Annotated in this window: 33 protein-coding genes and 1 pseudogene; 12 read left to right on the top strand and 22 right to left on the bottom strand. The window is 65.7% G+C overall.

The genetic code is table 11. From position 1 onward, the window contains the following. Positions 1-216 precede the first annotated feature (216 nt). The 3 genes from ACVCMG_RS16365 to ACVCMG_RS16375 all read left to right on the top strand — a co-directional run bounded on the left by ACVCMG_RS16365 (position 217) and on the right by ACVCMG_RS16375 (position 2,022). Complete coding sequence (locus ACVCMG_RS16365; protein WP_447114561.1) at positions 217-684, top strand: hypothetical protein; 468 nt, start codon at positions 217-219, stop codon at positions 682-684. Positions 685-787: 103 nt separating this feature from the next. Beyond that, positions 788-1,624, top strand: coding sequence for a transposase (locus ACVCMG_RS16370; RefSeq protein WP_447114562.1), 837 nt, complete (start codon positions 788-790; stop codon positions 1,622-1,624). A gap of 65 nt (positions 1,625-1,689) precedes the next feature. Continuing rightward, complete coding sequence (locus tag ACVCMG_RS16375) at positions 1,690-2,022, top strand: DUF2442 domain-containing protein (RefSeq protein ID WP_447114563.1); 333 nt, start codon at positions 1,690-1,692, stop codon at positions 2,020-2,022. A gap of 31 nt (positions 2,023-2,053) precedes the next feature. Here the strand turns inward: ACVCMG_RS16375 and ACVCMG_RS16380 are convergent, their stop codons facing one another. Both ACVCMG_RS16380 and ACVCMG_RS16385 read right to left on the bottom strand, forming a co-directional pair. After that, complete coding sequence (locus tag ACVCMG_RS16380; RefSeq protein WP_447114564.1) at positions 2,054-2,389, bottom strand: helix-turn-helix domain-containing protein; 336 nt, start codon at positions 2,387-2,389, stop codon at positions 2,054-2,056. Positions 2,390-2,572: 183 nt separating this feature from the next. Then, positions 2,573-3,280 carry a transposase gene (locus ACVCMG_RS16385; RefSeq protein ID WP_447114565.1) on the bottom strand — a complete coding sequence of 236 codons (708 nt, stop codon included), beginning with the start codon at positions 3,278-3,280 and terminating at the stop codon, positions 2,573-2,575. A 317-nt stretch (positions 3,281-3,597) separates the two neighbouring features. Here ACVCMG_RS16385 and ACVCMG_RS16390 point away from each other — a divergent pair, with 317 nt between their 5' ends. Beyond that, on the top strand, positions 3,598-4,710 hold the full coding sequence (locus ACVCMG_RS16390) for a GGDEF domain-containing protein (RefSeq protein ID WP_447114566.1): 1,113 nt from the start codon (positions 3,598-3,600) through the stop codon (positions 4,708-4,710). A gap of 10 nt (positions 4,711-4,720) precedes the next feature. On the opposite strand, the pseudogene ACVCMG_RS16395 reads toward ACVCMG_RS16390, so the two are convergent. Next, positions 4,721-4,864: pseudogene (locus tag ACVCMG_RS16395) on the bottom strand (transposase); the annotation flags it as partial. A gap of 57 nt (positions 4,865-4,921) precedes the next feature. Beyond that, a complete protein-coding gene (locus ACVCMG_RS16400; protein ID WP_447114567.1) occupies positions 4,922-5,170 on the bottom strand; it encodes a hypothetical protein in 249 nt (82 codons plus the stop codon). A 138-nt stretch (positions 5,171-5,308) separates the two neighbouring features. Here ACVCMG_RS16400 and ACVCMG_RS16405 point away from each other — a divergent pair, with 138 nt between their 5' ends. Continuing rightward, positions 5,309-5,515 carry a hypothetical protein gene (locus ACVCMG_RS16405; RefSeq protein WP_447106409.1) on the top strand — a complete coding sequence of 69 codons (207 nt, stop codon included), beginning with the start codon at positions 5,309-5,311 and terminating at the stop codon, positions 5,513-5,515. Between the two features lie 52 nt (positions 5,516-5,567). On the opposite strand, the gene ACVCMG_RS16410 is transcribed toward ACVCMG_RS16405, so the two are convergent. The 13 genes from ACVCMG_RS16410 to ACVCMG_RS16470 all read right to left on the bottom strand — a co-directional run bounded on the left by ACVCMG_RS16410 (position 5,568) and on the right by ACVCMG_RS16470 (position 16,596). Next, positions 5,568-6,113 (bottom strand): hypothetical protein, encoded by a 546-nt coding sequence (locus ACVCMG_RS16410; RefSeq protein ID WP_447106408.1) that lies wholly within the window; start codon positions 6,111-6,113, stop codon positions 5,568-5,570. A 12-nt stretch (positions 6,114-6,125) separates the two neighbouring features. After that, complete coding sequence (locus ACVCMG_RS16415; protein ID WP_447106407.1) at positions 6,126-6,716, bottom strand: AHH domain-containing protein; 591 nt, start codon at positions 6,714-6,716, stop codon at positions 6,126-6,128. Positions 6,717-7,105: 389 nt separating this feature from the next. Further along, a complete protein-coding gene (locus ACVCMG_RS16420; protein ID WP_447115430.1) occupies positions 7,106-7,516 on the bottom strand; it encodes a transposase in 411 nt (136 codons plus the stop codon). Beyond that, entirely contained in the window at positions 7,417-7,761 is a 345-nt protein-coding gene (locus ACVCMG_RS16425) for a transposase (protein WP_447114568.1), read from the bottom strand. The genes ACVCMG_RS16420 and ACVCMG_RS16425 overlap by 100 nt, the downstream gene beginning before the upstream one ends. A 191-nt stretch (positions 7,762-7,952) precedes the next feature. After that, the gene (locus ACVCMG_RS16430) at positions 7,953-8,453 is read right to left on the bottom strand and encodes a hypothetical protein (RefSeq protein ID WP_447114569.1); all 501 of its coding nucleotides are present in this window, start codon (positions 8,451-8,453) and stop codon (positions 7,953-7,955) included. 194 nt (positions 8,454-8,647) lie between these two features. Then, positions 8,648-10,885 carry a DNA topoisomerase IV subunit A gene (gene parC / locus ACVCMG_RS16435; protein WP_447114570.1) on the bottom strand — a complete coding sequence of 746 codons (2,238 nt, stop codon included), beginning with the start codon at positions 10,883-10,885 and terminating at the stop codon, positions 8,648-8,650. A gap of 82 nt (positions 10,886-10,967) precedes the next feature. Next, positions 10,968-11,612, bottom strand: a complete 645-nt coding sequence (locus ACVCMG_RS16440; RefSeq protein ID WP_447114571.1) for a carbapenem self-resistance protein CarG family protein — start codon at positions 11,610-11,612, stop codon at positions 10,968-10,970. A gap of 13 nt (positions 11,613-11,625) precedes the next feature. After that, a complete protein-coding gene (locus ACVCMG_RS16445; RefSeq protein ID WP_447114572.1) occupies positions 11,626-12,492 on the bottom strand; it encodes a TraB/GumN family protein in 867 nt (288 codons plus the stop codon). 379 nt (positions 12,493-12,871) lie between these two features. Continuing rightward, entirely contained in the window at positions 12,872-13,279 is a 408-nt protein-coding gene (locus ACVCMG_RS16450) for an MAPEG family protein (protein WP_395119491.1), read from the bottom strand. A gap of 71 nt (positions 13,280-13,350) precedes the next feature. Further along, positions 13,351-14,469 carry a cyclopropane fatty acyl phospholipid synthase gene (gene cfa / locus ACVCMG_RS16455; RefSeq protein ID WP_447114573.1) on the bottom strand — a complete coding sequence of 373 codons (1,119 nt, stop codon included), beginning with the start codon at positions 14,467-14,469 and terminating at the stop codon, positions 13,351-13,353. A gap of 3 nt (positions 14,470-14,472) precedes the next feature. Then, entirely contained in the window at positions 14,473-14,844 is a 372-nt protein-coding gene (locus tag ACVCMG_RS16460; protein ID WP_447114574.1) for a DUF190 domain-containing protein, read from the bottom strand. A gap of 12 nt (positions 14,845-14,856) precedes the next feature. Further along, positions 14,857-15,243 carry a fluoride efflux transporter CrcB gene (gene crcB, locus ACVCMG_RS16465; RefSeq protein WP_395119485.1) on the bottom strand — a complete coding sequence of 129 codons (387 nt, stop codon included), beginning with the start codon at positions 15,241-15,243 and terminating at the stop codon, positions 14,857-14,859. 210 nt (positions 15,244-15,453) lie between these two features. Next, the gene (locus tag ACVCMG_RS16470; RefSeq protein WP_395119483.1) at positions 15,454-16,596 is read right to left on the bottom strand and encodes a DUF2235 domain-containing protein; all 1,143 of its coding nucleotides are present in this window, start codon (positions 16,594-16,596) and stop codon (positions 15,454-15,456) included. A 161-nt stretch (positions 16,597-16,757) separates the two neighbouring features. On the opposite strand from ACVCMG_RS16470, the gene ACVCMG_RS16475 reads away from it, so the two are divergent. The 4 genes from ACVCMG_RS16475 to chaB all read left to right on the top strand — a co-directional run bounded on the left by ACVCMG_RS16475 (position 16,758) and on the right by chaB (position 18,966). Further along, on the top strand, positions 16,758-17,588 hold the full coding sequence (locus tag ACVCMG_RS16475; RefSeq protein WP_395119481.1) for an isocitrate lyase/PEP mutase family protein: 831 nt from the start codon (positions 16,758-16,760) through the stop codon (positions 17,586-17,588). Between the two features lie 5 nt (positions 17,589-17,593). Then, positions 17,594-18,055 carry a carboxymuconolactone decarboxylase family protein gene (locus ACVCMG_RS16480; protein ID WP_447114575.1) on the top strand — a complete coding sequence of 154 codons (462 nt, stop codon included), beginning with the start codon at positions 17,594-17,596 and terminating at the stop codon, positions 18,053-18,055. Between the two features lie 7 nt (positions 18,056-18,062). Continuing rightward, a complete protein-coding gene (locus ACVCMG_RS16485; protein ID WP_395121413.1) occupies positions 18,063-18,638 on the top strand; it encodes a DNA-3-methyladenine glycosylase in 576 nt (191 codons plus the stop codon). Positions 18,639-18,738: 100 nt separating this feature from the next. Next, a complete protein-coding gene (chaB, locus tag ACVCMG_RS16490; RefSeq protein ID WP_395119477.1) occupies positions 18,739-18,966 on the top strand; it encodes a putative cation transport regulator ChaB in 228 nt (75 codons plus the stop codon). 33 nt (positions 18,967-18,999) lie between these two features. On the opposite strand, the gene ACVCMG_RS16495 is transcribed toward chaB, so the two are convergent. The 5 genes from ACVCMG_RS16495 to ACVCMG_RS16515 all read right to left on the bottom strand — a co-directional run bounded on the left by ACVCMG_RS16495 (position 19,000) and on the right by ACVCMG_RS16515 (position 22,133). Continuing rightward, positions 19,000-19,497 carry a hypothetical protein gene (locus ACVCMG_RS16495; protein WP_447114576.1) on the bottom strand — a complete coding sequence of 166 codons (498 nt, stop codon included), beginning with the start codon at positions 19,495-19,497 and terminating at the stop codon, positions 19,000-19,002. Positions 19,498-19,588: 91 nt separating this feature from the next. Beyond that, positions 19,589-19,885, bottom strand: coding sequence for a cell division topological specificity factor MinE (gene minE / locus ACVCMG_RS16500; protein ID WP_395119473.1), 297 nt, complete (start codon positions 19,883-19,885; stop codon positions 19,589-19,591). 5 nt (positions 19,886-19,890) lie between these two features. Continuing rightward, positions 19,891-20,706, bottom strand: coding sequence for a septum site-determining protein MinD (minD, locus tag ACVCMG_RS16505; RefSeq protein ID WP_395119471.1), 816 nt, complete (start codon positions 20,704-20,706; stop codon positions 19,891-19,893). 51 nt (positions 20,707-20,757) lie between these two features. Beyond that, positions 20,758-21,519, bottom strand: coding sequence for a septum site-determining protein MinC (gene minC / locus ACVCMG_RS16510; RefSeq protein WP_395119469.1), 762 nt, complete (start codon positions 21,517-21,519; stop codon positions 20,758-20,760). Continuing rightward, positions 21,516-22,133: a GNAT family N-acetyltransferase gene (locus ACVCMG_RS16515; protein ID WP_395119467.1), complete on the bottom strand. Its 618-nt coding sequence runs from the start codon at positions 22,131-22,133 to the stop codon at positions 21,516-21,518. Before ACVCMG_RS16515 ends, minC begins: the two co-directional genes overlap by 4 nt. A gap of 195 nt (positions 22,134-22,328) precedes the next feature. Here ACVCMG_RS16515 and ACVCMG_RS16520 point away from each other — a divergent pair, with 195 nt between their 5' ends. The 3 genes from ACVCMG_RS16520 to ACVCMG_RS16530 all read left to right on the top strand — a co-directional run bounded on the left by ACVCMG_RS16520 (position 22,329) and on the right by ACVCMG_RS16530 (position 25,886). Next, positions 22,329-23,552 carry a sensor histidine kinase gene (locus ACVCMG_RS16520; protein WP_395119465.1) on the top strand — a complete coding sequence of 408 codons (1,224 nt, stop codon included), beginning with the start codon at positions 22,329-22,331 and terminating at the stop codon, positions 23,550-23,552. Between the two features lie 122 nt (positions 23,553-23,674). After that, complete coding sequence (locus tag ACVCMG_RS16525) at positions 23,675-24,316, top strand: response regulator (protein WP_395119463.1); 642 nt, start codon at positions 23,675-23,677, stop codon at positions 24,314-24,316. A gap of 202 nt (positions 24,317-24,518) precedes the next feature. Then, a complete protein-coding gene (locus tag ACVCMG_RS16530; protein ID WP_395119461.1) occupies positions 24,519-25,886 on the top strand; it encodes a polyketide cyclase in 1,368 nt (455 codons plus the stop codon). Positions 25,887-25,919: the final 33 nt, after the last annotated feature.

Below are 25,919 nucleotides of genomic sequence, written 5' to 3' on the forward strand. Positions count from 1 at the left end.
GGAAGCAATAACGGTTCTGCCTCCTGTGATGGTGACCGGTTTAATGCTGGTCCTATGGCTTTACTAATAGATAGGGAAATACATCGGCTGATGGACTTTTCGCCAATTGCTTGCTCATGCATTCATTGGATAAGTCGAGCCGCTTTGGCTGCAAAAGCAAAGCTAGGAAGATGGTCCCCGTCAGTCGGTTTGCCGAGTGCTAGACGTGGAAAAGAAATGCTGGCGCAGTATAGACTCGCGCAAGCCTTGGGTCGTTATGCGTCGCAAATAGAGATGGATCTAAACGATACAACTGTTGCCGTATTATTTCATGATAGCGACGGCACGAATTCTGATGTTGCAGCAAGGTGGAATCATATTGTGAATGCTATAGCATTAGGATTTCGGGATTGCGGCTATGAAAGAGGGGTGCCGATGGTACCGAAGCCGAAGCAGGAGGCTTGGTTTCTATGTGCGCTTAAGGAAGCCCCATATATAGATTGTGCAGCACTGGAGGATGAATCAGGCAACGATTCCAGCCCAGCGTCATTAAAGCGTCAGCTCGATTTAGCATTGGGATATTCACCTACAAGCGCGGATTTGGTGGGGATGATTGAAGATGGACGTGTCGAGTTCGAACGAGTCGGGATGCCGAGCCTAGATGCTTTTAGAGCCGCGTTGCTTGCGGCGACGGCAAAGATCTGACCGCGGACGACAAAAAGGGGGCGAAAAGAAAGCATGGGGTCAGGTCTAGAAAGCATGGGGTCAGGTCTAGCATCGTAGCATTCGCTGGAGTAGGCTCCGCGGCATGGCTCGACCCGTTCGCCTTGAATTTGGTGGTGCGCTCTATCACGTGACGGCACGTGGTGATCGCCGGGAGGCGATCTATGAGGATGACGTGGATCGTGCGCAGTTTCTTGGGGTGCTCGGTCAGGTGGTCGGCCAGTTCAACTGGTGTTGCCATGCGTACTGCCTGATGAGCAATCACTACCATCTGGTGATCGCGACGCCGGATGGCAATTTGTCAAAAGGGATGCGCCAACTCAATGGCGTGTTCACGCAATGGAGCAATCGCCGTCACCACCGCACGGGCCACCTGTTCCAAGGGCGCTACAAGGCGATCCTGGTCGATGCCGACAGCTATCTACTGGAGTTGACCCGTTACGTGGTGTTGAATCCGGTGCGTGCACACATGGTGGACTCGCCCGCAAAGTGGCCGTGGAGCAGCTATCAAGCCATTACGGGGGAGGTGGGCGCGCCAGCTTGGCTGGAGACTGATGGGCTTCTTGCGCAGTTTGGAACACGCCGTGCCCGGGCCGTGGCAGCGTACGAGAAGTTCGTGCACGAGGGGATGGAAGGCGAGTCGATCTGGAAACATCTGAACCGCCAAGTATTCCTCGGTGACGATACTTTTGTCGCTGCTTCACACCAACGAGCCGGGCAGCGGCCGGACGACATCAACATTCCGCGTGCTCAGCGTCGGCCACCGGCACCGCCGCTAAAGGCGATTGCGAAAGCCCACCTGGATCGTGATGCCGCCATGCGGGCGGCGTGGGCCACCGGTGAATACAGCTACACGCAGATTGCCGCCTATTTCAACGTGCATTTCACCACGGTCGGTCGCATCATCCGCGGGGCCGTCTAGATGTCCGAATGCAATGATGCCAGGCCCGACCCTTTGCTTCCCCAGTCGGATTCCGGGAGCCGACGATGATCAAGCTGATCGCAGTCGAACCAAAAGAGCGGTATCAGCTGTTGCTGCGTTTCTCCGACGGTGCCTCGGGCGTGTTTGACTTTTCCAGGTTCGTTGAGGCGGACACTGAGATGACGGCGCCGCTGCGTGAGCCGGCGTTCTTTGCACGCCACTTCATCGAGCTTGGTGCACTGGCTTGGCCGAACGGGTTGGATTTCAGTGCGGGATCGTTGTATCGACGGCTGCAGGATGAGGGGAGGTTGGTGCGGGGGAAGAAGGTGGTTCAAAAAGGGGTTCACTTACAGTCGTTTGAATCGTCGTGGGACGGCCGCTGCCTCTTGTTCGCTTGAGGCTATTGAAGCAAGCTCGGCGTAGCTTTCTCTACCACCTCGTTAGACCACACAAATGACACCAGCCGATCTTGAAACATGTCCTGGTGGAACGATCCACGTCACTGACAATGGTCGTGTACGAATGGCCTTTGCGGAACGCCTTTTCATCCACGCCGATCCGACGCAGCGACAGCGGCCCCTTGCGCGACTGACCACGGCGCACCGCTCGCTCCATGACGCCGAACACCTCGTCCCAGGACAGATGCAGCAGCCGGCAGGCGCCACTGACCGTGGCGCACTGCTGCAGCACGTCGATGATCCAGCGCTCCATCAGCAACGTGAAGCGAGAGCGTGGCTCGGCCCAAGGCACCGCGACCTGCACCACGCCGTGATCCGGGCAGCGAACACGTGCCAGCGGGCACGATGTGGACATCTACATCATCAGGAAGGGGTCTTCTCGAAGCGCTCAAGTCGCCACGGCAATTTTCGACGATCTCCATGAGTATTCAGCTCAAATGGTGGATATCGATACCAACGAAATGATTGGTCGAAACCGGGACGGAGGAAGTTAAATGCCCTCTAGCCCAACGTCTGGACGTCTCGGCCGTCCTGGACGGCGCAAGCTCACCGAGCGGCCCAGCGTCTTTTCCGCCATGGCCTGGAAACGTTTGCTCCCAAAGGCGCGTTCCTGCTGCAGATGCTGGCGGATGGCGATCAGTTCGTCGTCGCTGATGCCTTGTTTGAGCCACGCTCCGTAGGCATCGGCGCGTTCCAGCGGCGTACTTCCCATCGCAACGAAGCAGGGGTGGGGTGTGACCAGTGAATCTTCGCAACGCGCCAGGTTGGCGTGGACGCTGGACCAGTGGTGATGTTCGGGCTTATCGACCATCGCGGCGCGCACCGGGTTGAGTTCGATATACCTGTATGCGGTCAGCAGGTAGCGATCCGAGTCGACCAGGCAGGATTTGAAGCGTCCTTCCCACAGGGTTCCGGTGCGTCGATGGCGGCGGTTGAATGCGGTGACATAGGCCTGTCCAAGTTGGCGCATGGCCAACGACACCTGGCCGGATTCCCCGGAGCTGACGAGCAAGTGCACGTGGTTGCCCATCAGGACATAGGCGTGGATTTCCAGCCCATGTTTCGCGGCGCTTTCGCCCAGCAAACACAGATAGTGGCGGCGGTCGTCGTCATCCAGAAAGATGGCGCATCGATTGACCCCGCGCTGGGTGATGTGGAGCGGTACACCCGGAATTTGCAGGCGAGCTTGGCGTGGCATGAGCAGAGTCGATAGCCGGAGCATCCCAGTGTCCCGCCACACGGCAACGGGCAGCATCGGCCACGCGAGACGGCGCAGGTAGGTGCATGTCGGGTTTCTCGCCGTCCCGTTTTAGCGCCCTTAGGTCCCGCGCCCCTTAACTTCCTCCGTCCCGTTTTAGCGTCCTGGGGGCGCGTCTCTTGATTCCGTCCGTCCCTTAGGCGGCGGGATTCAAGTGGCCGGTTTTCCGGCCGATAATGCAGGCATGCCCGCGCGCCAGCGGGAGTTCTGTCCGGGAGGCGGTTTCCGTTGAGCATGCCAGTGGTTTCCGAAGCCCCATGACGCAAGCGCAAGACCCCGACGAACGCTACGTCCGCATCGCGGTCATGATCATGCTGGCGTTGACGTTGTTCGCCAGCGCCTGCGCCACCCTGATCCATTGGCTCGCGCCCATCCATCGCATGATGGATCTGGTCGTTCCTCCCGCGTTCTGCGTGCTCAGTGTCGGTCTGATCACGGCCCTGGTGCGGCGTCCGGATTGGGTGCTCGGCATCGTGCGAATCGATCTGCTGGCCGCGGGCGTCGCGCTCGCTGCGCCGGCGTGGCTCTACACTCTGCAGGCGACCCTGACGCCCGGCGTGCAGTTGATCGACATCCTGCCGCCCGTGTCTTCGTTGTTCGTGGTGTTCCTGATCATGCTGATGATCTTCCTCCCCGGCCGGCTGGCTTTTCTCATGGCCGCCCTGAGCTGGGTGCTGATCGCGCTGCCGGTGCTGGTCTACCTGCTGTTGCATGGGCAGGAAATGTGGTCGCCGCGGGGCCGGGATCTGCTGATGGCGTATGGCCCGGCGAGCATCATGGTCGTCGTCCTGCTGCCGGTGCAGCGGGCGCTGGTCGGCAAGATCAGGCGACTGGCCCGGGAACGGGACCGGATGGAGGTCATGCTTCGCCGGGATCCGCTGACGGGCGTGCAGAGCCGCCTGCTCGGCGAGCAGATGTTGCGTCAGGCGCTGAGCGAACGGATCCCTGCCGGCGTGATCATGCTGGACTTGGACAAGTTCAAGGCGATCAACGACACGCACGGCCATCCGATGGGCGACAAGGTGCTGCAGGCGGTGGCCGATGCTTGCCAGGGGCTGCTGCGCGCGGGCAAAACCATCTCGCGCTGGGGTGGCGAAGAATTCCTGGTGATCGTGCCGAACGTCGATGCGCCCGGCCTGCAGCGGGTGGCCGAACGCCTGCGGTTGGCGATCGCCGACTTGTCCGTCGCGCCAGTCGGGCAGGTAACCGCATCGCTTGGGGCCACGTTGCTCCAGAGCTGGGACAACCAGGAAACCGTGCTGCAACGTGCGGACCAGGCGCTCTACCGCGCCAAGGAGCAGGGCGGAAACCGGGTGGTGGCCGCTCCGGCGCCAATCGCGGCGGGTACGACGCCGCAAAAAACGAATTAAAGGGGACGCAGTCTTGCGGCGCCTCGACCATGGCGGCGCGTACCGGGTTGAGCTCGATGTAGCGCATGACGGTCAGCAGGTAGCGTTCACTTTGCAGCAGACAGGACTTGAAGCGTCCTTGCCACAACGCACTGAAGCGCCTGTGCCTGAGGTTGGGTCAGCATGCCTGCTGCCGGCAGGCTTGCCCCTCACAAAAAGGGGACGGAGGGAATTAAGCCTCGTCCGGCGGGCGGTTTGCGCGTCGCGGCCGACCGCGGTGCCGTACGTGGGCCGGGCGGCCCAGGGCCTTTTCGATCATCGCCTGGAACTTCGCGTCGCGCAGCGCACGGTCTTGTTCGAGGTGCGCGCTGATGCTCGCCAGTTCGTCTTCGCCGACACCCTCACGCAACCAGGCCCGGTAGCACGCCGCGCGCATCTGAGGATCACGATCCTGCGCCAGGAAGACCGGGTGAGGGTTCACCAACCGGTCCTCTGACAAGTCCAGGTTTGCGTCCACGCTTGACCAGCGGTACTGCTCGGGCAGCGCGACCGTGGCCGAAAGCTCAAATGACCGAGGTATGCGAATATTTCGCCCTGTTCGACCGCACGGAATGGCTCGATGAACTCCTCGCCCAAGCTGCCGACGAAGCATCCTGACCGGGTGGCCGAGCCGCTGGCCGGTGGCTGCGTTGTGTCGGCCTCGCTGCCGGGGAAGGGGGGTCTTTCCGACTGGGTGGAGTTGATGGAGGTGGTGGAGGCGTTGTGTCCGGTGTGGCCGGAGAGGGAGGGGTTGGGGGTGAAGGGGAAGTACAAGTACAAGCTTTGAGGGTGGTGGCTTGATTGGCCACGTCCCCTTTTTGCCAGGCACCCCGTTGCGTTCACGCTTTCCTGAAGCTCATGCCCGTGATGCCGGACTCGGCGATGCGCTTTTCAAGTTCCGATTTCGCGGCGTCGTTGACGTAGATGCTCGAGCGGTGGGTAGCATCCTTGAATATCGTCGCCTGGGTCGGGACCGCAGAGTCCTTGAACACCGGTTTTTTGATGAACCCGCCCGGCAGCACGTTCGACCTGTCGTGGTCGATGCAGTCGATGGCGTTGGTGATGTTGTAATAGTACTCGACCTCGCCAAGCACGTCGATTTCGAGCAGTTGGCCGAACTGGCCGAGGAATTCGCCCAGCGCGTCGCGCGCCCTGGCGTTGAGCGCAAGGCTGCCGGGCCGGAACGGGCTTATGTCCACGCGTGGTTTTGGCTTCGATCGCTTCTTGTCGGTGAACGGTTGCAGCTTGGGTGGCTTCGACCAGTGGATCGGCGATCCGTCGCCGCCGAACTGGTCCCAGAAGTGCAGGTTGGCTCGATCGCTTTCGGTCGCCACGAGCATGGATGCCTTGTCGATCGAGTCGTTCGCAATTTCCCAGATTGTCATCGCATGGCCCGGTTAGTAGGGGAAGACGCCGTCGACCAGCTCTTGCTTGATCTGACGAAGCGCCAGTCTCCCGTTCTGAGGGTTGTTGGCTGGTACCGGCATGAGCCGCGCCAGGACATTCAAATGGTAAAGGTCGGTATGTATCACCGCATGCTTCGATGCGCCCGGAATGCTGGCCACCGTGGACTTCTTGTGGGCCGGCAGATACACGCCGTTGTCGACGTCGTTGATGCCTATGCACCATCGGAACAGCATCTTTCTCGCTTCGTCAGCGCGTAGATCCTTGGCCGCAACCACGTGGTGCGCGGACACCGTTCTGGGTGCGGCATCGACCGGCCGAATCTGACCCGCGGCCTTCATGTTGCGCGTCAGTTTCGTCGAGTGCCGTGTTGTTCGCTCGGCCTCGGCCATCAGTCGTTCTGCCGTCACCGGCAATGTGAAGCCATTCCTGTAAAGGGTTTCTCGCTTCTTCTTTCTGACGACGAGTTCGTTGCCAACCTCGTAGGCCACCGTTCCTTGGGCGATCCGATTTGCTCCCAGCCGCAAGCCGAGCAAGTCGAGATCGGGTTCACCCGAGCGGCTTTTCCCCTCATCGAACGCCATAAGTGCTCACTCCTGTGAAAGGGAACTCTACGTTCGCAGCGAATGGTAGCGGAAGCGAAAAAGTGGGGGCAAAAACGGTGGCAAGAACGGAGTGAGGTTGAGTTGGCCCGTTCGGCAGACCCCACTTGGCAGCGCGCGGGGGGTTGGACGAGGGCTGGGGCGGTCCCTGCCCTTCGCTCGCGCCGTGACGTAACGGGCCCTGTTCGAGGATGCGCTGTCCATTGAATTGGCATCGGATATCCGCGACTACCCGCAGCAACAGAAGATACCGGGCGTGGATCGATTCCGCGCATGGGTCGAGGCAAGGGCTGGCCGTTTCGCCCGTTCGCGCGCCCGGCAGGCCGCGGTGCCCAGTCCCCGAAAAAAGGGGTCGAAAAAAGGGGGCAGGTTCATTTAGTCCCGATTTTTCGCGGCTTGGGGGGTTTGCCGCGAGGCCTGACGCTGACTGAGCGTTGGGTCAGTGCTTCGATTTGCTGTCGAGAGCGTTCGCTGCCCCAGGCGCGCTGCTGCTGAGTGTGTTGGCGAAGGTCGTCGAGATGCTTTTCTTCCACGAGTTCATCGACCAGCGCGCGGTAGGCGGCTTGTCGTGTGGCAGGTGTGGTGGCCAGCAGCATGTATTGTTGGTGCGGCGTGATGAGCGGCGCTGGTTGTCCCATCGCGTTGTGGTGGTAGCTCGAAGGGTAGTCCGCGGGATCGTCGGTCATGTGGGCCCTGACGGGATTGAGCTCGATGTAGCGATAGCAGGTGAGCAGGTACCGGTCGGTATCGACCAGTGCTGCCTTGAAGCGTCTTTCCCACAAGGTGCCGTGCGCCGGTAGCGTGCATTGAAACTGCCGACGTAGCGGCGGCCTACCGCTTGCATCATGCGGGAGATGGCTCCGGTGGTGGCCGGTGTCACCAGCAGGTGGACGTGGTTTGTCATCAACACGTAGGCGTGGATTGCACAGTCGTGTCTGGATGATGCTCCACGCAACTCCTGCAGATAGCGCAAGTAGCCGGCTTCTCCCGCGAAGCAGGCTTGGCGGTCATTGCCTCGTTGAACCACGTGTTGCGGGATGCCGGGAAGATCGATACGGGGCTAGCGCGCCATGCCGTGCTTCCTGCGTTGGAGCGGATCAGGTTGCATGGCTGTTGAAACGAGTGCTGCCGGGAGCGCGCGCGTGGCGCACTTCCATACGGCTCAATCTGGCGTAGGAAATGAACCTGACCCCTTTGGGCGCGAGTACCCCTGCCGCATCAATGACCGCGACCGTGGAAGTGGCTGGTGCCGGCGCCGACGGAGATGCTGATGCCGCCGCTCGGCTCGTCGCAGCTGCCGAAGGCCTTGGTGACGTTGACCGTGCCGGTCTGGTAGTTGCCGCTGAAGCGGCTGCCGCCGGCCACGCCCATGCCGACGCTGCCGTGGACTTGTGGCTGGTTGTAGGTGGAGTCGTCGCAGTCCGCCCGCGCGTCGCGGGCGACTTCGGTGTTGCCCAGGCGTCCGCTGGTGTCGCCGTAGTAGACGCCTGGCGGGTCGCGCGGTGGCGTGGCGGCGACGCTGTCTGCGGTGCGCGTGCGGGGCGTGGTGGCGGGAGCGGGTGTCGTGGCGTCGTTCGCGGCTGCGGTTGCGGTGCTGCTGGCGGCCGGCAGTTCGCCCGGGGGCAGTTTCAGGTTCAGCGGCTGGGTCGTGGTCTGCGCCCATGCCGGCGCGGCCAGCAAGGTGGCCAGCAGGGCGGGGAGAAGGCGGGGGACGTTCATGCGGACTCCGAGGTGATCACGTATCCAACGCGCGAGGCCGCGTCGGCGTGTACATCCCTGTTGGAAAGGCGGCGCGCCGACAAGTTCCGGGAGGCGTCACGACCTGTCTGTCGTAGGAGCCCGCTTGCGCGCGATGCTTCTGACGAAGTCGCCCAAGAGCATCGCCCGCGAGCGGGCTCCTACGGGTGTTCGGTTCAGCCGGTGGTTTCGATGCGTTCGACGCGACGCAGGCCGCGGGGGAGCAGGTTGCCGCGGGTGGCGCGGTTGCCGCCGTACTCGACCAGGTCGGCCCACTTCAGGGTGAGCTTGCGCGCGCCGGCGTACAGGGTGACCTCGCCCTTGCCTTCGGCGACGACCGCCACGCCGGCCACGCGCTCGCCCTCGGCCAGCTGCTTCTTGGGAATCTCGATCAGCTTGTTGCCCTTGCCCTTGTCCAGTTCCGGCAGTTCGGCCACCGAGAACATCAAGAGATGCCCTTCGCTGGTGACCACCACGATGCGGTCGCGGGCCGGATCGGCGCTGACCTGCGGCGCCAGCACTTTCGCGCCGTCGCTGAGCGAGATGATCTGCTTGCCGGCCTTGTTGCGGCCGGTGAGCGATTCAAAACGGTTGACGAAGCCGTAGCCGAAGTCGGTGGCGAGGATCAGCCGCGTGTCGTTGTCGCCGGCGATCACCGCGTCGAAGCTGGCGCCCGCGGCCGGGCTGAAGCGGCCGGTCAGCGGCTCGCCATTGCCGCGCGCCGAGGGCAGGGTGTGCGCGGGCGTGGAGTAGGCGCGGCCGGTGGAGTCGATGAATGCGACCTGCTGCGTGGTGCGCGCCTTCACCGCGGCGAGCAGGCCGTCGCCCTCGCGGTAGTTCAGTGCCTCGGCGTCGATGTCGTGGCCCTTCGCGGCGCGCGTCCAGCCCTTCTGCGAGAGCACCACGGTGACCGGTTCGCTGGCTACCAGCGCGCTCTCGTCCAGCGCATGCGCCACCTCGCGCTCGACCAGCGGCGAGCGGCGTGCGTCGCCGAACTTCTCGGCATCGGCGCGCAGTTCGTCCTTGATCAGTCCCTTCAGCTTGGCCGGCGATTTCAGCAGCACGTTGATGCGCGCGCGCTCCTCCTCGAGCTGGTCGCGCTCGGTGTTGATCTTCATCTCCTCCAGCCGTGCCAGCTGGCGCAGGCGGGTTTCGAGGATGTAGTCGGTCTGCTCCTCGCTGAGCCGGAAGCGTGCCATCAGCACCGGCCTGGGCTCGTCCTCGCTGCGCACGATGCGGATGACTTCGTCGAGGTTGAGGTAGGCGGTGTGCAGGCCTTCGAGCAGGTGCAGGCGACGGTCGACCTTGGCCAGGCGATGTTCCAGGCGCCGGGTGACGGTGCTGGTGCGGAAGCTCAGCCACTCGGTGAGGATGCGCTTGAGGTCCTTCACTTGCGGCCGGCCGTCCAGGCCGATCATGTTGAGGTTGACGCGGAAGCTCTTCTCCATGTCCGTCGTGGCGAACAGGTGCTGCATGGTCTCGTCCGCGTCGACGCGGTTCGAGCGCGGCACGATCACCAGCCGGATCGGATTCTCGTGGTCGGACTCGTCGCGCAGGTCCTCGATCATCGGCAGCTTCTTCGCGCGCATCTGCGCGGCGATCTGTTCGAGGATCTTCGACGGGCTTACCTGGTGCGGCAGCGCGGTGATCACGATGTTGCCTTCCTCGCGCTGGTACACCGCGCGGGCGCGCACCGAACCGCCGCCGGTCTGGTACATCGCCAGCAGGTCGGCGCGCGGGGTGATGATCTCCGCCTCGGTCGGGTAGTCCGGCCCGCGCACGTGCTCGCACAGGTCGGCGACGCTGGCGTCCGGATCGTCCAGCAGGCGGATGCACGCGGTGGCCAGCTCGCGCAGGTTGTGCGGCGGGATGTCGGTGGCCATGCCGACCGCGATGCCCATCGAGCCGTTGAGCAGCACGTGCGGCACGCGCGCCGGCAGCCAGCTCGGCTCGTCCATGGTGCCGTCGAAATTCGGCACCCAGTCCACCGTGCCCTGGGCCAGCTCGCCGAGCAATGCCTCGGCGATCGGGCTGAGCTTGGATTCGGTGTAGCGCATCGCGGCAAAACTTTTCGGGTCATCCGGCGAACCGAAGTTGCCCTGGCCATCGACCAGCGGATAGCGGTACGAGAACGGCTGCGCCATCAGCACCATCGCCTCGTAGCACGACGAATCGCCGTGCGGATGGAACTTGCCGATCACGTCGCCGATGGTGCGCGCGGACTTCTTCGGCTTGGCGGTGGCGGCCAGGCCAAGCTCGCTCATCGCGTAGATGATGCGCCGCTGCACCGGCTTCAGGCCGTCGCCGACGAACGGCAGGGCGCGGTCCAGCACCACGTACATCGAGTAGTCGAGATAGGCCCGCTCGGCGTATTCCTTCAGCGGGATCTGTTCGTAATTGGCTTGCAGGTTCATGGAGTTGGATCAATCAGGTAGCGCGCAGGCTGCGCGGATAGCCGGACGATGGTGCCAGAAAGCCGGTGCCTGCGGGTACCTTTCAGTGATCGATGCCGTTGTCTTCGAGCGGGTGCCTGAACTTCACGCCGAGCTCTGCGGCGATGGCGTAATTCGCATCGCAATAGAGGTTCCTGCTTTGGAACTGGTCGATACGTTGGAAATAAACAGGCGGTGATCCTGGTGCACCATCCGCATTGTGCGCAACACGATAGATCGAGAATGTCATGCGCGCTTTGTCGGCATAGGACGTCCCCAGGGTGCGATCAGCCGTGATAACGGTGACGGAACCCTCCGGGTTGCGTAGCAAGACCATGTCGCGCAGCCAGCAATCCGCCCCCTCGATGGTGTCGAAGGCCACGTATTCGGGAATCTTCTCGTTGAAGAACGGCACGACATTCCACATCGGCTTCTCCTGCACCGTCCCATCCGTTTCACCGGCCTCAACATGACCCAGCATGTAGAACGTGATGTGCTCGAAATCATGTGCGTTGAAGTTGCTTCGGTGGGCATTGAAGACCAGATCTTTCCGGCCATCGCCATCGATGTCGATCGCGTTGGGCCCGTTGGCGATGTCGATGACCTGCAGGTGGCTGAAATTTCGGCCGTGCGATGGCTGCACCGGCGTTTGTGCCCACAAGGCAAGCGGACACACCAGTGCGAATGCAACGATCCATGCGGACTTCATCACGGCGATGGCCTCAATTTCGTTGAGCGGAGATGCCGAGCTTTCGCAACTGCACCTGCACGCTGTCCGGCCCGGCCAGGTGCGCGGCGCCGACGGCGATGAAGACCGTGCCGGGCTGCTGCAGCATCGCGGCGATCTTCGTCGCCCAGACCTGGTTGCGCTGCACCAGCAGCAGTTGGTAGAGCTTCGGCTCGTGCCGGCGCATGTCGTCGTTGCCGATGCGCGCGATGGCGTCCACGTCGCCGGCCTTCCAGGCGTCGATCAGTTCGGTGAGCCGGAACGTGCCCTTGTCCGCGTCGCGCATGGTCGAGCGCAGCAGGGCCAGCTCGATCGCGCGCGGCATGTCGGCGAGAAAGCGGATCTGCTGTTCGGCGGTTTCCAGCCCCAGCACCGGCTTGCCGGCGGCGCTCATCTGCGCCTTCAGCTGCTTGTCCACGCCATGCTCCGGGTCGAGTCCGGCCTTCAGCAGCGGCGTCACCGCCAGCGTCAGCGCGGCCAGCCACGGGCGCATCACGTTCAGCGTCTGCATGCCGCCGGGCACGCCGAGCTTGTTCGCCAGCAGGTCCAGCCGATGCGCCTCCGACTCGCTGAGCTGGCTGGACAACGGGTGCGCCGCATCCATGCCGTGGCGCAGCACCAGCGCCGCCATGTTCGCCGGGTCGTCGTCGGTGATCTCGACGTACAACGTCCGGCTGTCCGCCATCGCCCGGTCCAGCTCGGGGGAATGCCAGCTGGTGTCGCTCGGCATCAGGTGCACCGTGCCGAACAGGTAGATCGTGGTGTCGGCGTCCTTCACTACCCACAGAGCGGGGTGGGCGATGACTGCCGCGGGCAGCAGCAGGAGCAGGCAGAGGGAGATGCGGGCGAGCAGGTGTTTCATGCCTGCGAGTGTTGCGGCAAGCGCGTGGCGGTTCAATCCGGTACCCCGGATTGTCTGCGATCGTCCATGCCGATCAGTCGCCCGAACGCCAGCGCGGCGGCTCGCCCTTCAGCCAGCACACGGCGATCAGGCCGAGGGTAAGCAATACCAGGCTGAGCGCGAACATGACCGGATCGGCCGCTGGCGGCAGCAAACGAAAGACGAGCGCAACACAGCCCGCATAGACGGCGAGGCAAACCCAGCCCTGCCACCGAGCCGGCAGGCCCCAACCCCAGCCGTACCGTTTGGCGGGAAACCAATACTTGTTCCGGCTATCCATTTTCGGCTCCCGGGGAGAGTTTGTGGCGTTTGAATTTGAATGAAGCCGACCTCGTTTGACCTACAGGCCGAGCAGCCCCCACGTCCAGTAAACACCAATGCCCATTTGCACGGCAAAGGCGGTGAAGCGGGCATTGACGGCGATGACGCTGGTCGAAGCCAGGTGGATGCCGGACTGGATGACCCGCGCGCCCAGCAGCCACGGGGCCAGCGCATCCGTGACTTCGGTCCGGTTCGTCACCAGCGCTACAAGTAGCAGACCGCCGAAGACGGGCAGGCTCTCGGTGCAGTTCGCATGAGCACGTGCGAGCCGCTGCATGAATGGCGAGATATTCGAGTTGTCGGGCTTGAACTCATTCGAGCGCACGCGACCCGTGAGGACGAGGTAGCTGCGCAGCACCTCCATCACGACCAGCAGGAGCAGCGTCCAGGCGAGGAACAGCGTGAGTACCAGAGCTGAGGTGGTCATGGTGCCGCCTGCGATTTGCGTGGAGTGGGTGGCATGGATGGGAGGCGCCGGCTACGTCGGGGTTTCGCTGGTCAGCGCGGAACGCGGTAGCCGCCGGGCACGCCGTGCGGGCTCAGGGTGATCTGCCACAGCTGGTCGCGGCGGCTGCGGAAGACCGCGGCGGAGACGGCGAGGTAGTAGCGCCACATGCGCCGGAAGCGTTCATCGTAGGTTTCCGGCAGGGTGGACCAGGCGGATTCGACGTTGGCGCGCCAGGCGGTGAGGGTGCGGTCGTAGTCGGCGCCGAAGTTGTGCCAGTCCTCGACCACGAACAGGTCTTCCAGCGCGGCCGCGACCTGGCTGGCGGCGGGGATCATCGAGTTGGGGAAGATGTATTTCTCGATCCACGGATCGGTCTGCGCCGGCGCGCCGTTGCTGCCGATGCAGTGGAGCAGCGACAGGCCACCCTCCTTCAGGCAGCGGCGCACGGTTTCGAAATAGCTGCGGTAGTTCTTGCCGCCGACGTGCTCGAACATGCCGATCGAATACACCGCGTCGAACGGCTCGTCGACCTCGCGGTAATCCTGCAGGCGGATCTCGATCGGCAGGCCGGCGCAGAGTTCGCGCGCGTAGTCGGCCTGCTGTTGCGAGACGGTGATGCCGACGCCTTCGACGCCGTAGTGCTCGGCGGCATACTTCAGCGCCTCGCCCCAGCCGCAGCCGATGTCGAGTACGCGCTGGCCGGTCTTCAACTGCAGCTTGCGGCAGACCAGGTCGAGCTTGGCCTCCTGCGCGTCGTCGAGGTTGTCGGCCTTGGCCCAGTAGCCGCACGAGTAAACCAGGCGCTTGCCAAGCATGGCCTGGAACAGGTCGTTGCCGAGGTCGTAGTGGGCCTTGCCGATCTCGAACGCGCGCTCGCCGCGCTGCAGGTTGATGAAGCGCGCCTTGAGGTGGGCGAGCACGGTGTCGAGGGTCTTCAGGCCCTGGTCGATGCCCGCACTGAGCAGGCGGGTGCACAGGCCGGGCAGGTCGGCGGCGTCCCACCAGCCGTCCATGTAGGCCTCGCCCAGGCCCAGCGAACCGTGGGCAAACACGCGGGCGTAGAGGCGTTCGTCGTGTACCTGCAGGTCGGTCGCGTCGTGGCCGTTGATGTGGATGCCGGCTTGCGCCAGCAGTTCCCCGGCGCGGTTCTTGAGGTCGTCCTGGCTCATGCGCTACCTCGTGCCTTGATGATGCCCATGCGGCTGCGGCGAATCGCCGAATACCGCGAAGCTTGCCGGCCAGCGTGCATACGTGGCGTCGACGCGGGCCTCACGCAGCCGTTGCAGCAGCGCCTCGGCCTGCTCGTCGAGCAGCACGAACTCGATCTTGACCGGCAGGTCGTCGGCCAGTTCGAAGAACTGCTCCTCGTGCAGCACGCCGTGGCGGCCGTAGCCGGCGATCGCGCGGAACACCGAGCCGCCGCCGATATGCAGCGCCTTGGCCTGCGCCAGCAGCCACTCGGAAAGCAGGATGCCTTCGTGGCGTGCGCGCGCATGGCAATAGAAGGTGAGGTGCGCGCCGTGTTGCAGGGCTTCGTGATTCATGGGGTCTCCCGTTCAGTGGCGCAGCAGGTTGCGGGTCAGGGCGAGGCCGAGCACGGTCATGCCGAGCGAGCCGGCCAGGTGGCTGAGCACGTGGCCGCCGAACCACAGGTACTGCTGGCGCAGCAGCAGGGTGACCGCTTCGCCGGAGAAGGTGGAGAACGTGGTCAGGCCGCCGAGGAAGCCGGTCATCACGAACAATTGCAGCTCCGGCGACGCGGCCTGGAAATGGCGGAACAGGCCGATTGCCACGCCCATCAGCAGGCCGCCGGTGAGGTTGGCGGCCAGGGTGCCCAGCGGCAGGGTGGGGAACAGCGGGTTGAACAGCAGGCCCAGGCCCCAGCGGCACCAGCAACCGAGGGCACCGCCCAGCCCGATCGCGACAAATCCAGTCAGACCCACGTGCGCTACTCCGTTGCAGGAAAGGTTCCGGCGACCGCAGCGACAGGCAGGCCTGCGCCGCCGGGAACCGGCGTTGCAGGCATCATCAACCTCGTGGCGGAAGCACCCGGGGTGGTTGGTTGCGGACGCGTCGCGCGCCCGCAACGGGAGGCATGCCATCTCCCATCGGGCCATCGTAGTGGAAACCGCCGGCCGCCCGTCAAGCGTGGATCAACCGCCGCGCCTGCCGACCGGCGCGACCGGGTCGGTCACGCTTTCCACCGACATCAACACGGTCGCGGTGGCCAGGGCGCGAACCAGGCTGGGCGAACGGTAGCCCGGGTCGGCCAGCCAGCGACGCCACACCGATTCGTCCACCTTCTCGTTGACGCCGCTGCCCACGGTGCGGTCGAACGGCGGCTTGAACTCCTTGTAGAGGCCGTCCATGAACTCCTTGTAGGAGTCGCGCGGCACGCCCGTGCATGCATCACGCGGCGGCACCAGCAGTTCGCTGCAGGTGAGGCCGGCCTTGATCGCGCGGGTCTGCAGCCAGGCCAGGGCCAGGTCGGGCAGCGGGTCGGGCTTGCGGCCGGCGCCGTCGCGGCGATTGCCGCCGCCCACGTCGGAGTGCGAGCCGATGAACCAGCGTTGCTCGACGTCGATCTGTTCGCGCTTCTTCGAGGTCAGCGATTCGCCGGGCTTGACGGTGTACGGATTGCGCGTCCACACCGCGGGCTGGAAATCGCCGCGATGTTCGTCCAGCGCCAGCGCCTGGTAGGCGTGCTTGACGATCTTGCTCAGCTCGGTGTCGTGGAAGCGGTAGCGCGAGCGCGCAAACGGAAACCACGAGGCGGTGTCGGGGATGCCGAGCGAACCGACCGTGTCCCACACGCCGATGAAATGGATGTCCACCTCGATCGAGTGCTGCTGGCGAAATGCCCGCGCGGCCGGGTCGTCGGGCCTGGTCTCCACGTCGCGGTAGAAATCGTAGGCGTGACTTGCGTCGGCGCGGGACAGCTTGCCGCGGCCGTCGCGCTTGAGCAGGCCGCATTTTCGGATCAGGCCGCCCAGGCTGCGCGCGGTATAGGCGCCGCGGCTGAAACCGAACAGGTAGATCTCGTCGCCCGCCTGCCACGTGTCGCACAGCCAGCGGTAGCCATCCAGCACGTTGCCCGAGAGGCCATAGCCGAACGCGCCGCCGAGCAGGTGGGTGATCCCGCGCTTCACCCCCACGCCGGGGATGTAGTTGACCTGTTGCACGTTGCCCAGTGCGTCGCGCGGCGCGATCAGCCGACGCAGGCGCTCCACGTTGGTATTCGATTCCGGCTTGTTCCAGGTGCCGTCGAACAACAGCACCAGTCGGCGCGTGGTCATGGATTCCTCCGTCGCGACGGGCGCAGCCCGCGACAGCTTCGGGTCGATCGGCGCGGACTGTAGCAGGCGCCATGCGCCAGTGTGGCCGGCGGCGTATGCTGCAAGGTCAACTCCGCCAGACGAGGCGACGCGCGACGATGCAGTCACGGGCCCGGACAGACATGGCGCAGGCGTTCCGGCGCCTGCATGACCGCAGCCGCGTACTGCTGCTGCCCAACGCCTGGGATGCGCTCAGCGCGCGGCTGTTCGCGCGGCGGGGCTTCGCCGCGGTGGCCACCACCAGCGCCGGCGTGGCGTGGTCGCTGGGCTACGCCGATGGCGAGCAGGCGCCGCTGGACGAGGTGCTGGCGGCGGTCGCCCGCATCGTGCGCGCGGCGGAGGTGCCGGTGACGGTGGATATCGAGACCGGCTACGGCGAGACGCCGGCGGAGGTGGCCGCGACGGTGCAGTCGGTGATTGCCGCGGGCGCCGTCGGCATCAACATCGAGGACGGCATGCCGGGCCACGGCCCGCTGCGCGAGGCGTCCGCGGCGGCGGCGCGGGTGCGCGCGGCACGAACGGCCGCCGACGCGGCCGGGGTGCCGATCGTGATCAATGCACGGGTCGATCACTGGATGCAGCATGACGGCGCCGAGCCGGCCGCACGCCTGGCCGACGCCATCGAGCGTGGCCGCGCCTACCTCGCCGCGGGCGCCGACTGCATCTATCCGATCGGACTGGCCGATCCGGCCACGCTGGCCGCGCTGGTGCGCGCGCTCGACGCGCCGGTCAACGTCGCGGCAGGCGCCGGCATGCCCGGCCTGGCCGAGCTTTTCCGGCTCGGCGTGGCCCGGGTCAGCACCGCCACGCGGCTGACCACGCTGGCGCTGGCGGCCGTCGATCACGCGCTGGCGCGCATGCGCGAGAGCGGAAATTTCGAGGGACTGGTTGCCGACTTCGGCTACGCCGACGCGCAGCAACTGTTCGAACCGGTTCGAACTGACGAGAGGTGACAGGAATGAGTGGACGCATCGACTACAGGACCGCCTCGCCGGCCGCCTTCAAGGCCATGCTGGCGATGGAAGCCCAGGTTCGCGGCAGCGGCCTGGAGCATTCGTTGATCGAGCTGGTGAAGATGCGCGTGTCGCAGAGCAACGGCTGCGCGTACTGCCTGGACATGCACAGCAAGGACGCGCGCGCCGCCGGCGAAACCGAGCAGCGGCTGCACGTGCTGGCGGCGTGGCGCGAGGCGCCGTTCTACTCGGCGCGCGAGCGTGCCGCGCTGGCCTGGGCCGAGGCGGTCACCCTGGTATCGACGAACGATCTGCCTGACGCCCTGTATGACGAGGTACGCACCCAGTTCGACGACAAGGCCATGGTCGATCTCACCCTGGCGATCATCGCGATCAACGGCTGGAACCGGCTGGCCATCGGATTCCGCGCGGATGTCGGCAACTACCAGCCGCAGCCGGCGGGTTGATCGCGCCATGGTGCTGGAGCGCGCATTCTACCGGCGCGACCCGCGCACGGTGGCGCCGGAACTGCTGAACAAGGTGCTGCGGCACGCCGACGGCCGCAGCGGCCGCATCGTGGAAACCGAAGCCTACTGCGGGCCGACCGATCCGGCCGCGCACTCCTGGCGCGGCCGCACGGCGCGCAACGCGACGATGTTCGGTATGCCGGGGCTGCTCTATGTGTACTTCACCTACGGCATGCATTGGTGTTGCAACCCGGTCTGCGGCGAGGAGGGCGAGGGCGTGGCGGTGTTGTTGCGCGCGCTGGCGCCGCTGGACGGGCTGGCCGCGATGCGCGCCGCACGCCCCGCCTGCCGCAGCGATCGCGACCTGTGCCGCGGACCGGCGCGGCTGTGCCAGGCGATGGGCATCGACCGCGCGCAGGACGGCATCGACCTGGTCGACGGCGCCGGCGGCTTCAGCATCGTCGACGATGGCGTGCCGCCGCCCGCCGCGCCGGTGGTCACGCCGCGCGTCGGCATCACCCGCGCGGTCGACGAGCCGTGGCGCTGGTACGTGCCGAACGACCCGCACGTCTCGCGTCGCTGAGCGGCGGTGCTTTCCGCGCAGACCACATGGAATTGACGGCAGGTTGATCGCGCGCGGTACACGGTACCCAGCCTCACCATCCATTGCGGAGCCTGCGGCCATGCCTTATTCCTCCATCAGCAACCTGCCCGATTCCGTACGCGACCACCTGCCCAGGCACGCGCAGGAGATCTACAAGGAAGCATTCAACAGCGCCTGGGACGAATACGCCGACAAGGACGAGCGGCGTGGCGACGAGTCACGCGAGGAAGTGGCGCACAAGGTCGCCTGGTCGGCGGTCAAGCAGAAGTACGAGAAGGGCCGCGACGGCAACTGGCACGCCAGGTAGCCGGGATTCGGGGTTCGGAGTCGGGGATTTGCGTCAGGTGTGCGGCAGGCCGCGCGCCTTGAGAAATTCGCGGGCATTTTCGGCGTCGTGTTCGAACCACGCGCGGGTCGAGCCGAGCCGGAACGAATAGCCCCAGGCGTCCATGTCGCGCATCAGGCGTTCGCGGCCCACGCCGGGCAGCTCGTCGGCCAGCACGATCTGCAGGTAGCAGGTGGCGTCTTCTTCCTCGATCGAATCGGTGGCGTCGGTATGGACGTCCGGACGTCTATCCGCCGGCAGCACGATCAGGTGGCCGGCCTCGTGCAGCAGCGAGTGCGCCGGCGTGTCGTCGCGGGCGTAGACGGTGGTGCCGATGATGCCGGCCTCCTCCTCGCCCCAGAAGCTGCCGGGAATCGGTTCACCCGCCGCCACCCGCTGCAGGTGCAGGCCGAAGCGGCCGAGCAGCGCCGCGGGCGCGTCGAATCCGATGTCGGCCATGCGCAGCACGGTGCGGGCCGGATCGCCGGAAGGTCGCGTGATGTCGGGATGCATGGTCGTGCGCCGGGCGCGTGCGGTGGCGGCGGAGTGGAGCCGGACAGGGTGCCGGCGGGCTGTCGAATGATGAAAACCGGCTGGCCGCGGCTCAGCCGGTCCTGGCTTCGTCCTTGTTCTCGCCCTTGGCCGCCTGCTTGCCTTCCGGCAGGGTGACCGAGAGTTCGAGGATCTCGTGGCCGCTGTCGCGCTCGAAGTTGATGTTGATCGCATCGAGGTCGACGTGGACGTATTTCTTGATCACTTCGAGCAGTTCGTTGCGCATCATCGGCAGGTAGTCCGGTGCGCCGCGGGTGGAGCGCTCCTGCGCCACGATGATGCGCAGGCGTTCGCGCGCCACCGTGGCGGTGGCTTCGGGCTTGCGCTTCAGGAAATCGAGAATACCCATCGTGATCAACCTCCGAACACGCGCTGGAGAAAGCCCTTCCTGGGCACGTCGATGAAGCGCAACGGGCGCTCTTCGCCGAGAATGCGGGCCACCGTGTCGCCGTAGGCCTGGCCGGCCTGCGAGTTGGCGTCGACGATTACCGGGATGCCGTTGTTGGAGGCGGTCAGCACGTTCTCCGATTCGGGGATCACGCCGACCACCTCGATGCCGAGGATTTCCTCCACATCCTTCACGCTGAGCATCTCGCCGATCGCCACGCGCGCCGGGTTGTAGCGGGTCAGCAGCAGGTGCTGGGTGACCGGGGTCTCGCCCTTCTCGGCGCGCCGGGTCTTGCTGGCGAGCAGGCCGAGGATGCGGTCCGAATCGCGCACCGAGGACACTTCCGGGTTGACCACCACCACGGCGTGGTCGGCGAAGTACATCGCCAGGTGGGCGCCCTTCTCGATGCCGGCGGGGGAGTCGCACACCACGTACTCGAAACCCTCCGCGGACAGGCCGTCGAGCACCTTCTCGACGCCTTCCATGGTCAGCGCGTCCTTGTCGCGGGTCTGGCTGGCAGCCAGCACGTACAGGTTGTCGTAGCGCTTGTCCTTGATCAGCGACTGCTTGAGCGTGGCCTCGCCGTGCACGACGTTGACGAAGTCGTACACCACGCGGCGTTCGCAGCCCATGATCAGGTCGAGGTTGCGCAGGCCGACGTCGAAGTCGATCACCGCGGTTTTCTTGCCGGCCATGGCCAGGCCGGTGGCGAGCGAGGCGCTGGTCGTCGTCTTGCCGACGCCGCCTTTGCCGGAGGTGACAACGATAATCTCAGCAGTCAAGGGCCCATCTCCGCGTGGTTGTTCTTGTTGTACAGGATGCGTGGTGAACGATCACAGCCTGGCGATCAGCAGCTTTTCGCCTTCCAGCCAGCATTGCACGGATTGACCTTCGAGTTCGGCCGGAATCTGCTCGAACACGCGGTACTGCCCGGCGATCGCGACCAGCTCGGCGCGGAAGCCGGAGACGAAGATGCGCGCCTTCTCGTCGCCTTGCGCGCCGGCCATGGCACGCCCGCGCAGGCCACCGTAAATGTGGATGTTGCCGTCGGCGATCACCTCCGCGCCGTTGGCGACGGTGCCGGTGACGATCAAGTCGCAGTCACGCGCGTAGACCTGCTGGCCGGAGCGCACCGTGCCGATGTGGTGCTCGGTGCTTTGCCGGTTGCCGGCGGCGGGGGTGGACAGGATCGGTTCGGGCGGCGGCGCGGGTTCGGTGCGCGCCGGCTGGGCTGCCGCCGGCGCGGCCGCGGCCGGTTCGTACGCCGCGCGGAACTTGGCGATCAGCGGCAGGCCCATGCGCTTGGCCAGCGCCTCGGTCTCGCTGGTGCCGTAGGCCAGGCCCACCGGCAGCATGCCGGCGCTGCGCACGGCCTCCAGCAGGGCGTCGACCGCGCCGTCGTCGGGCAGGCTCGACAGGTGGCTCAGGTCCAGCACTACCGCGGCGCGGGCGAACATCTGCGGCGCGGCGCGCACGCGGCGTTCGAGTTCGTCGCACAGCGCGGCGGCGTCGACCCGGCGCACGCGCACGCAGGCGATGCCGACCTGGCCGAAGCGCAGGTCGCAGGCGTCGTTGGTTTCGGCGCGGGCGTTCATGCGTGCCGCTCGCGGGCGATACGCCGCTGGCCGCTGTCGTCGTGCGGCAGCTCGCGCTCGGCCAGCCACGCCGTGTCGGGCAGCCCGCCGTGCTCCAGCCAGGTGTCGCGGACGTAGGCGTAGCTGGGCAGGTCCTTCGCCAGCAGGCTGACCTGCGGGCCGTCGGGCCCCATCTTCTGCTGGTCGACCTCCTGGAAGCCGTAGGTGCCGTGGAACAGCACCACCACGTCGTCGCGCGGCTCCAGGAACACCTCGCAGGTCAGCAGCGGCACGCGCACTTCGGCGTAGCTGTGCACATCGCTGTAGAAAATGCGGCCCAGCCCGTGGCGCCGGTAGGCGTTGGCGATCACGATGCGGTCGATGTAGACGAACTGCGGGTAATGCGCCGCGAACCAGCGGTAGTTCGGGCTGTCGTAGTCGAGCCCTTCGCGCAGGGCGATCAGGAAACCGGCCATGTGGCCGTCGATCTCGGCGACGCGGAAGTAGTTCGCGTGCTCGAAGAAGTAGCGCAACTGGCCGGCATCGAGGGTGAGGATGGAGCGACCGGCGGCGTTGTTGAGCGCCAGCACGGCATCCAGGTCGTGCTCGCGCACGTCGCGGATGGCAAGGGCCATTCGTTGCTCCGCAATGGTGGAATCGGGACAGGAGTCGACGGTGCGGCTCCCGGACGGCGCATTATGCCATGCGGCTGTCGCGCTGGCATCAAGCCGGGAACATGTAAAACCGGCGTAAAACGGTGCCGGCAAGGCCTGGCCGGGCGTGACTTCCCGCGCATTGCGCGCGTGGCGTGCTCCCCTATGATGCCGGGCATGCAATTGTCCAACTTCAACCACGTGCGGCTGCTGCGCTACGCCGGCCTGTTCACCTACCTGTGCGTGGGTACCCCGCTGATCACCAGCTGGGCGGCCGAACGGGTGAGCCTGCTGCATCGGCCCAACCTCGCGTTGCTGATGTGGACGCTGTGCTACCTGCTGTTCGGCCTCCTGTACTGGGTGGTCACCAGCAACCTCGGCCAGCGCCGTTACCAGGGGCTGCGCCTGATCGGGCTGGTGGCGATGAGCTTCTTCGCGATGGCGGTGGGCTGGTACAGCCACAGCGGCCTGTCGGCGATGCTGATGGCGATCAGCGCGGTGGCGTTGCCGTGGCTGCTGCCGGTGTGGCTGGGCGTGCTGTGCATCGTGCTGCAGAACCTCAGCCTGGTCGCGGTGTTCGTCAACTTCCCTGAGTACGACCACAGCGTCGGACTGGCCTTCCTGCAGACCAGCATCTACCTGGGCATCTCGGCGCTGACCTACATCGCCTCGCTGGCGACCAGCCAGCAGGCCGAGCAGAGCGACGTGCAGCGCCGCCTGAACTCCGAGCTGCGCACCACGCGGGCGTTGCTGGCCGAATCGAGCCGGATCGCCGAGCGCATGCGCATCGCACGCGACCTGCACGACCTGATCGGCCACCATCTCACCGCGCTCAGCCTGAACCTGGAAGTGGCCTGCCACCTCACCAACGAGGCGGCCGCGGCGCACGTGCGCAAGGCGCAGAGCACGGCCAAGCTGCTGCTGGCCGACGTGCGCGAGGTGGTCAGCGAGTTGCGCCAGGACGACTCGATCGACCTGACCCAGGCGCTGCGCGGCCTCACCGAGGGCGTGCCCGGCCTGAACGTGCACGTGGCGATGCCGCCGCGCTTCAGCGTGGAGGACCCGCAGCGCGCCCAGGTGCTGCTGCGCTGCGCGCAGGAAATCGTCACCAATACCGCGCGACACGCGGGCGCGCGCAACCTGTGGCTCAATTTTGCCTACGCCGAGGCCGGCCAGCTGGGGCTGCACGCGCGCGACGACGGTCGCGGCGCCGACCAGGTGGCCGAAGGCAACGGCCTGTCCGGCATGCGCGAGCGCCTGGCCGAGTTCGGCGGCAGCGTGTCGCTGGATGCCGGCCTGAGTCGAGGCTTTGCGCTGACCGTGCGGCTGCCACTGGGCGAGCAGGCGGCGCTGGCGCACACGCCCTCGCGGTTCGAGCCGCCGGCGCTGGATGTTTCGTAAGTGGTTCGGCGGCAGCCCTCGTGCAGGCGCGGTCGCCCGCGGCGGAAGCCGTGCAACAATACGGCGCTTCCCCAGGGGCACCACCCAGCCAGCCGCCAGTCACCCATGACCGAGGATCCCCGATGATTTCCGTCTGTCTCGTCGACGATCAGAACCTGGTGCGGCAGGGCGTCCGTTCGCTGCTGGACCTGGCCGAGGACATCCGCGTGGTGGCCGAGTGCGCCGACGGCGCGCAGGCCGTGCTGGAGGTGCCGCGGATCAAGCCCGACGTGATGCTGCTGGACCTGCGCATGCCGAACATGAGCGGGCTGGAAGTCCTGCAGGCGCTGTCGGCGCGCAACGAATTGCCGCCGACCATCATCCTGACCACCTTCGACGACGACCAGCTGGTGCTGCAGGGCCTCAAGGCCGGCGCGCGCGGCTACCTGCTGAAGGACGTCTCGCTGGAGCAGCTGGTCGAGGCCGTGCGCACCGTCGCCGCCGGCGGCTCGCTGGTGGCGCCGATGGTCACCCAGCGCCTGATGGCCGGCGTGGCGCGGATGCAGAACCAGTTCACCAGCCTCGAACAGCCCGACCCGCTGACCGAGCGCGAGACGGAGATCCTGCGCCTGCTCTCCGGCGGCTACAGCAACAAGGAGATCGCCAACTCGCTGAAGGTGGCCGAGGGCACGGTCAAGAACCACGTCTCCAACATCCTTTCCAAGCTCGGCGTGCGCGATCGCACCCGGGCCGTGCTGAAGGCGCTGGAACTGGGCATCGTATGAGCTCCGACGGGGTTGCGCGCCTTGGGTGGAGCTGCCTTCGCGGCCGCGGCGGGAGCCTCTGCGGGCGGATGGCGTTCAAGCCCGCGAGCAAGTAACATCGGCGGCTTCGGCGTTTGCCGACCCCCGCTGCTGCCCCCTGGGCCCGCGCAGCTGTTGGGGCACACTCAAGGTATGGCGTAAAGACGCTTCGGAGAACTCTGGAATGATGCGTGTCTTTGAATTTCTGGTTGCCCTGGTCATCGTCGCGGTGATTGGCGTGGTGGCGGCGGTGGTCATGCCCTCCAGCGGGCACGTCGAACGCTCACAGGTTGTCGGCAAGGACATGCGCCAGGTGTACGACCTGCTGAACAATTTCCGGCGCTTCCCGGATTACTCCGTGCTCCGTTCACAGGACAGCGGCGTGCAGTTCAAGTTCTCCGGCAAGGCGTATGGCCCGGGTTCCGAGATCAGCTGGACCAGCACCGACCCCAAGCTGGGTGACGGCGGTCTGACCATCGCCAGCGCCACGCCGCAGTTCGACCAGATCGACAACAACACGCAGGATGCGACCATCGTCTGGAACCTGGACAACAACTGGCGCGGTCTGGACAAGCATTTCACGCTGGATCTCGAGCGCCAGGGTCACGGCCGCCTGACCCAGATCACCTGGTCGTACGACGTGCAGTACGGCTGGAACCTGATCAACCGCTTCGCGAACCTGTACATCCACGGCGATCCGGACTCGTTCATCCAGTTCAGCCTGAACAACCTGCAGAACGTGCTGGCCGGCGTGGCCAACGTCGACTACAGCGGCCTGATGCCGAAGATCGCGCAGTCGCAGCCGACCCCGGTGCTGTTCGTCACGCGTCACATCGACCGCAGCAAGGGCGGCTCCGAAGTGCTCGACGACATCCTGGCGCAGTCGCAGACCGAGCTGAAGGCGCAGGCCAAGAAGCTGGGCGTGAACGTGACCGGCCCGGCGATCCTGTTCATCACCAACTACGGCGATCCGGATTTCGATTTCGACGTGGCCCTGCCGATCGACTCCAGCACGCTGACCATCAACGGCCAGAGCGAGCAGCTGACCGCTCCCGTCGCGCCCACGCTGGACGCGACCGCAGCCGCCGAGCCGGCGCCGTCCGCTTCCGCCGCCGCAGCCGCCGCGGCCGCCGCCACGGCCGGCACCCGCGACCGCTTCGGCAACCTGGTGGTGGAAGGCGATGTGCGCGGCATGATGGCCTTCGGCGGTTCCACGCTGCAGGGCATCTGGGAAGGCACCTTCAACGGCGTGCCGCAGACCGTGAAGATGCTCACCGCCTACGCGCAGACCCACGGTTACAAGTTCGACAGCACCGTGAACCCGCCCTACGACATCGTGGTCGCGGCAGAGGTGAGGGATTCCACCGGTGCGATCACCAGCTACGCACGCCACCAGGTGTCGCTGCCGCTGCTCGACGCGCCGGCGCAGACGCCGGAGCAGGAAGCAGGCCTGCTTCCGCCCGAGCAGAACGGTGCACCGGCGGCTGCAGGTTCGGCGCCCGCACCGGCCGCCTCCAGCGCACCGGCTGCGGCTGCCACTGCCGCCGAATAAACCTGGCGCACGGCAGCTGTTCGATGAAGGCCC

It is taken from the genome of Rhodanobacter sp. UC4451_H18 (assembly GCF_052978225.1).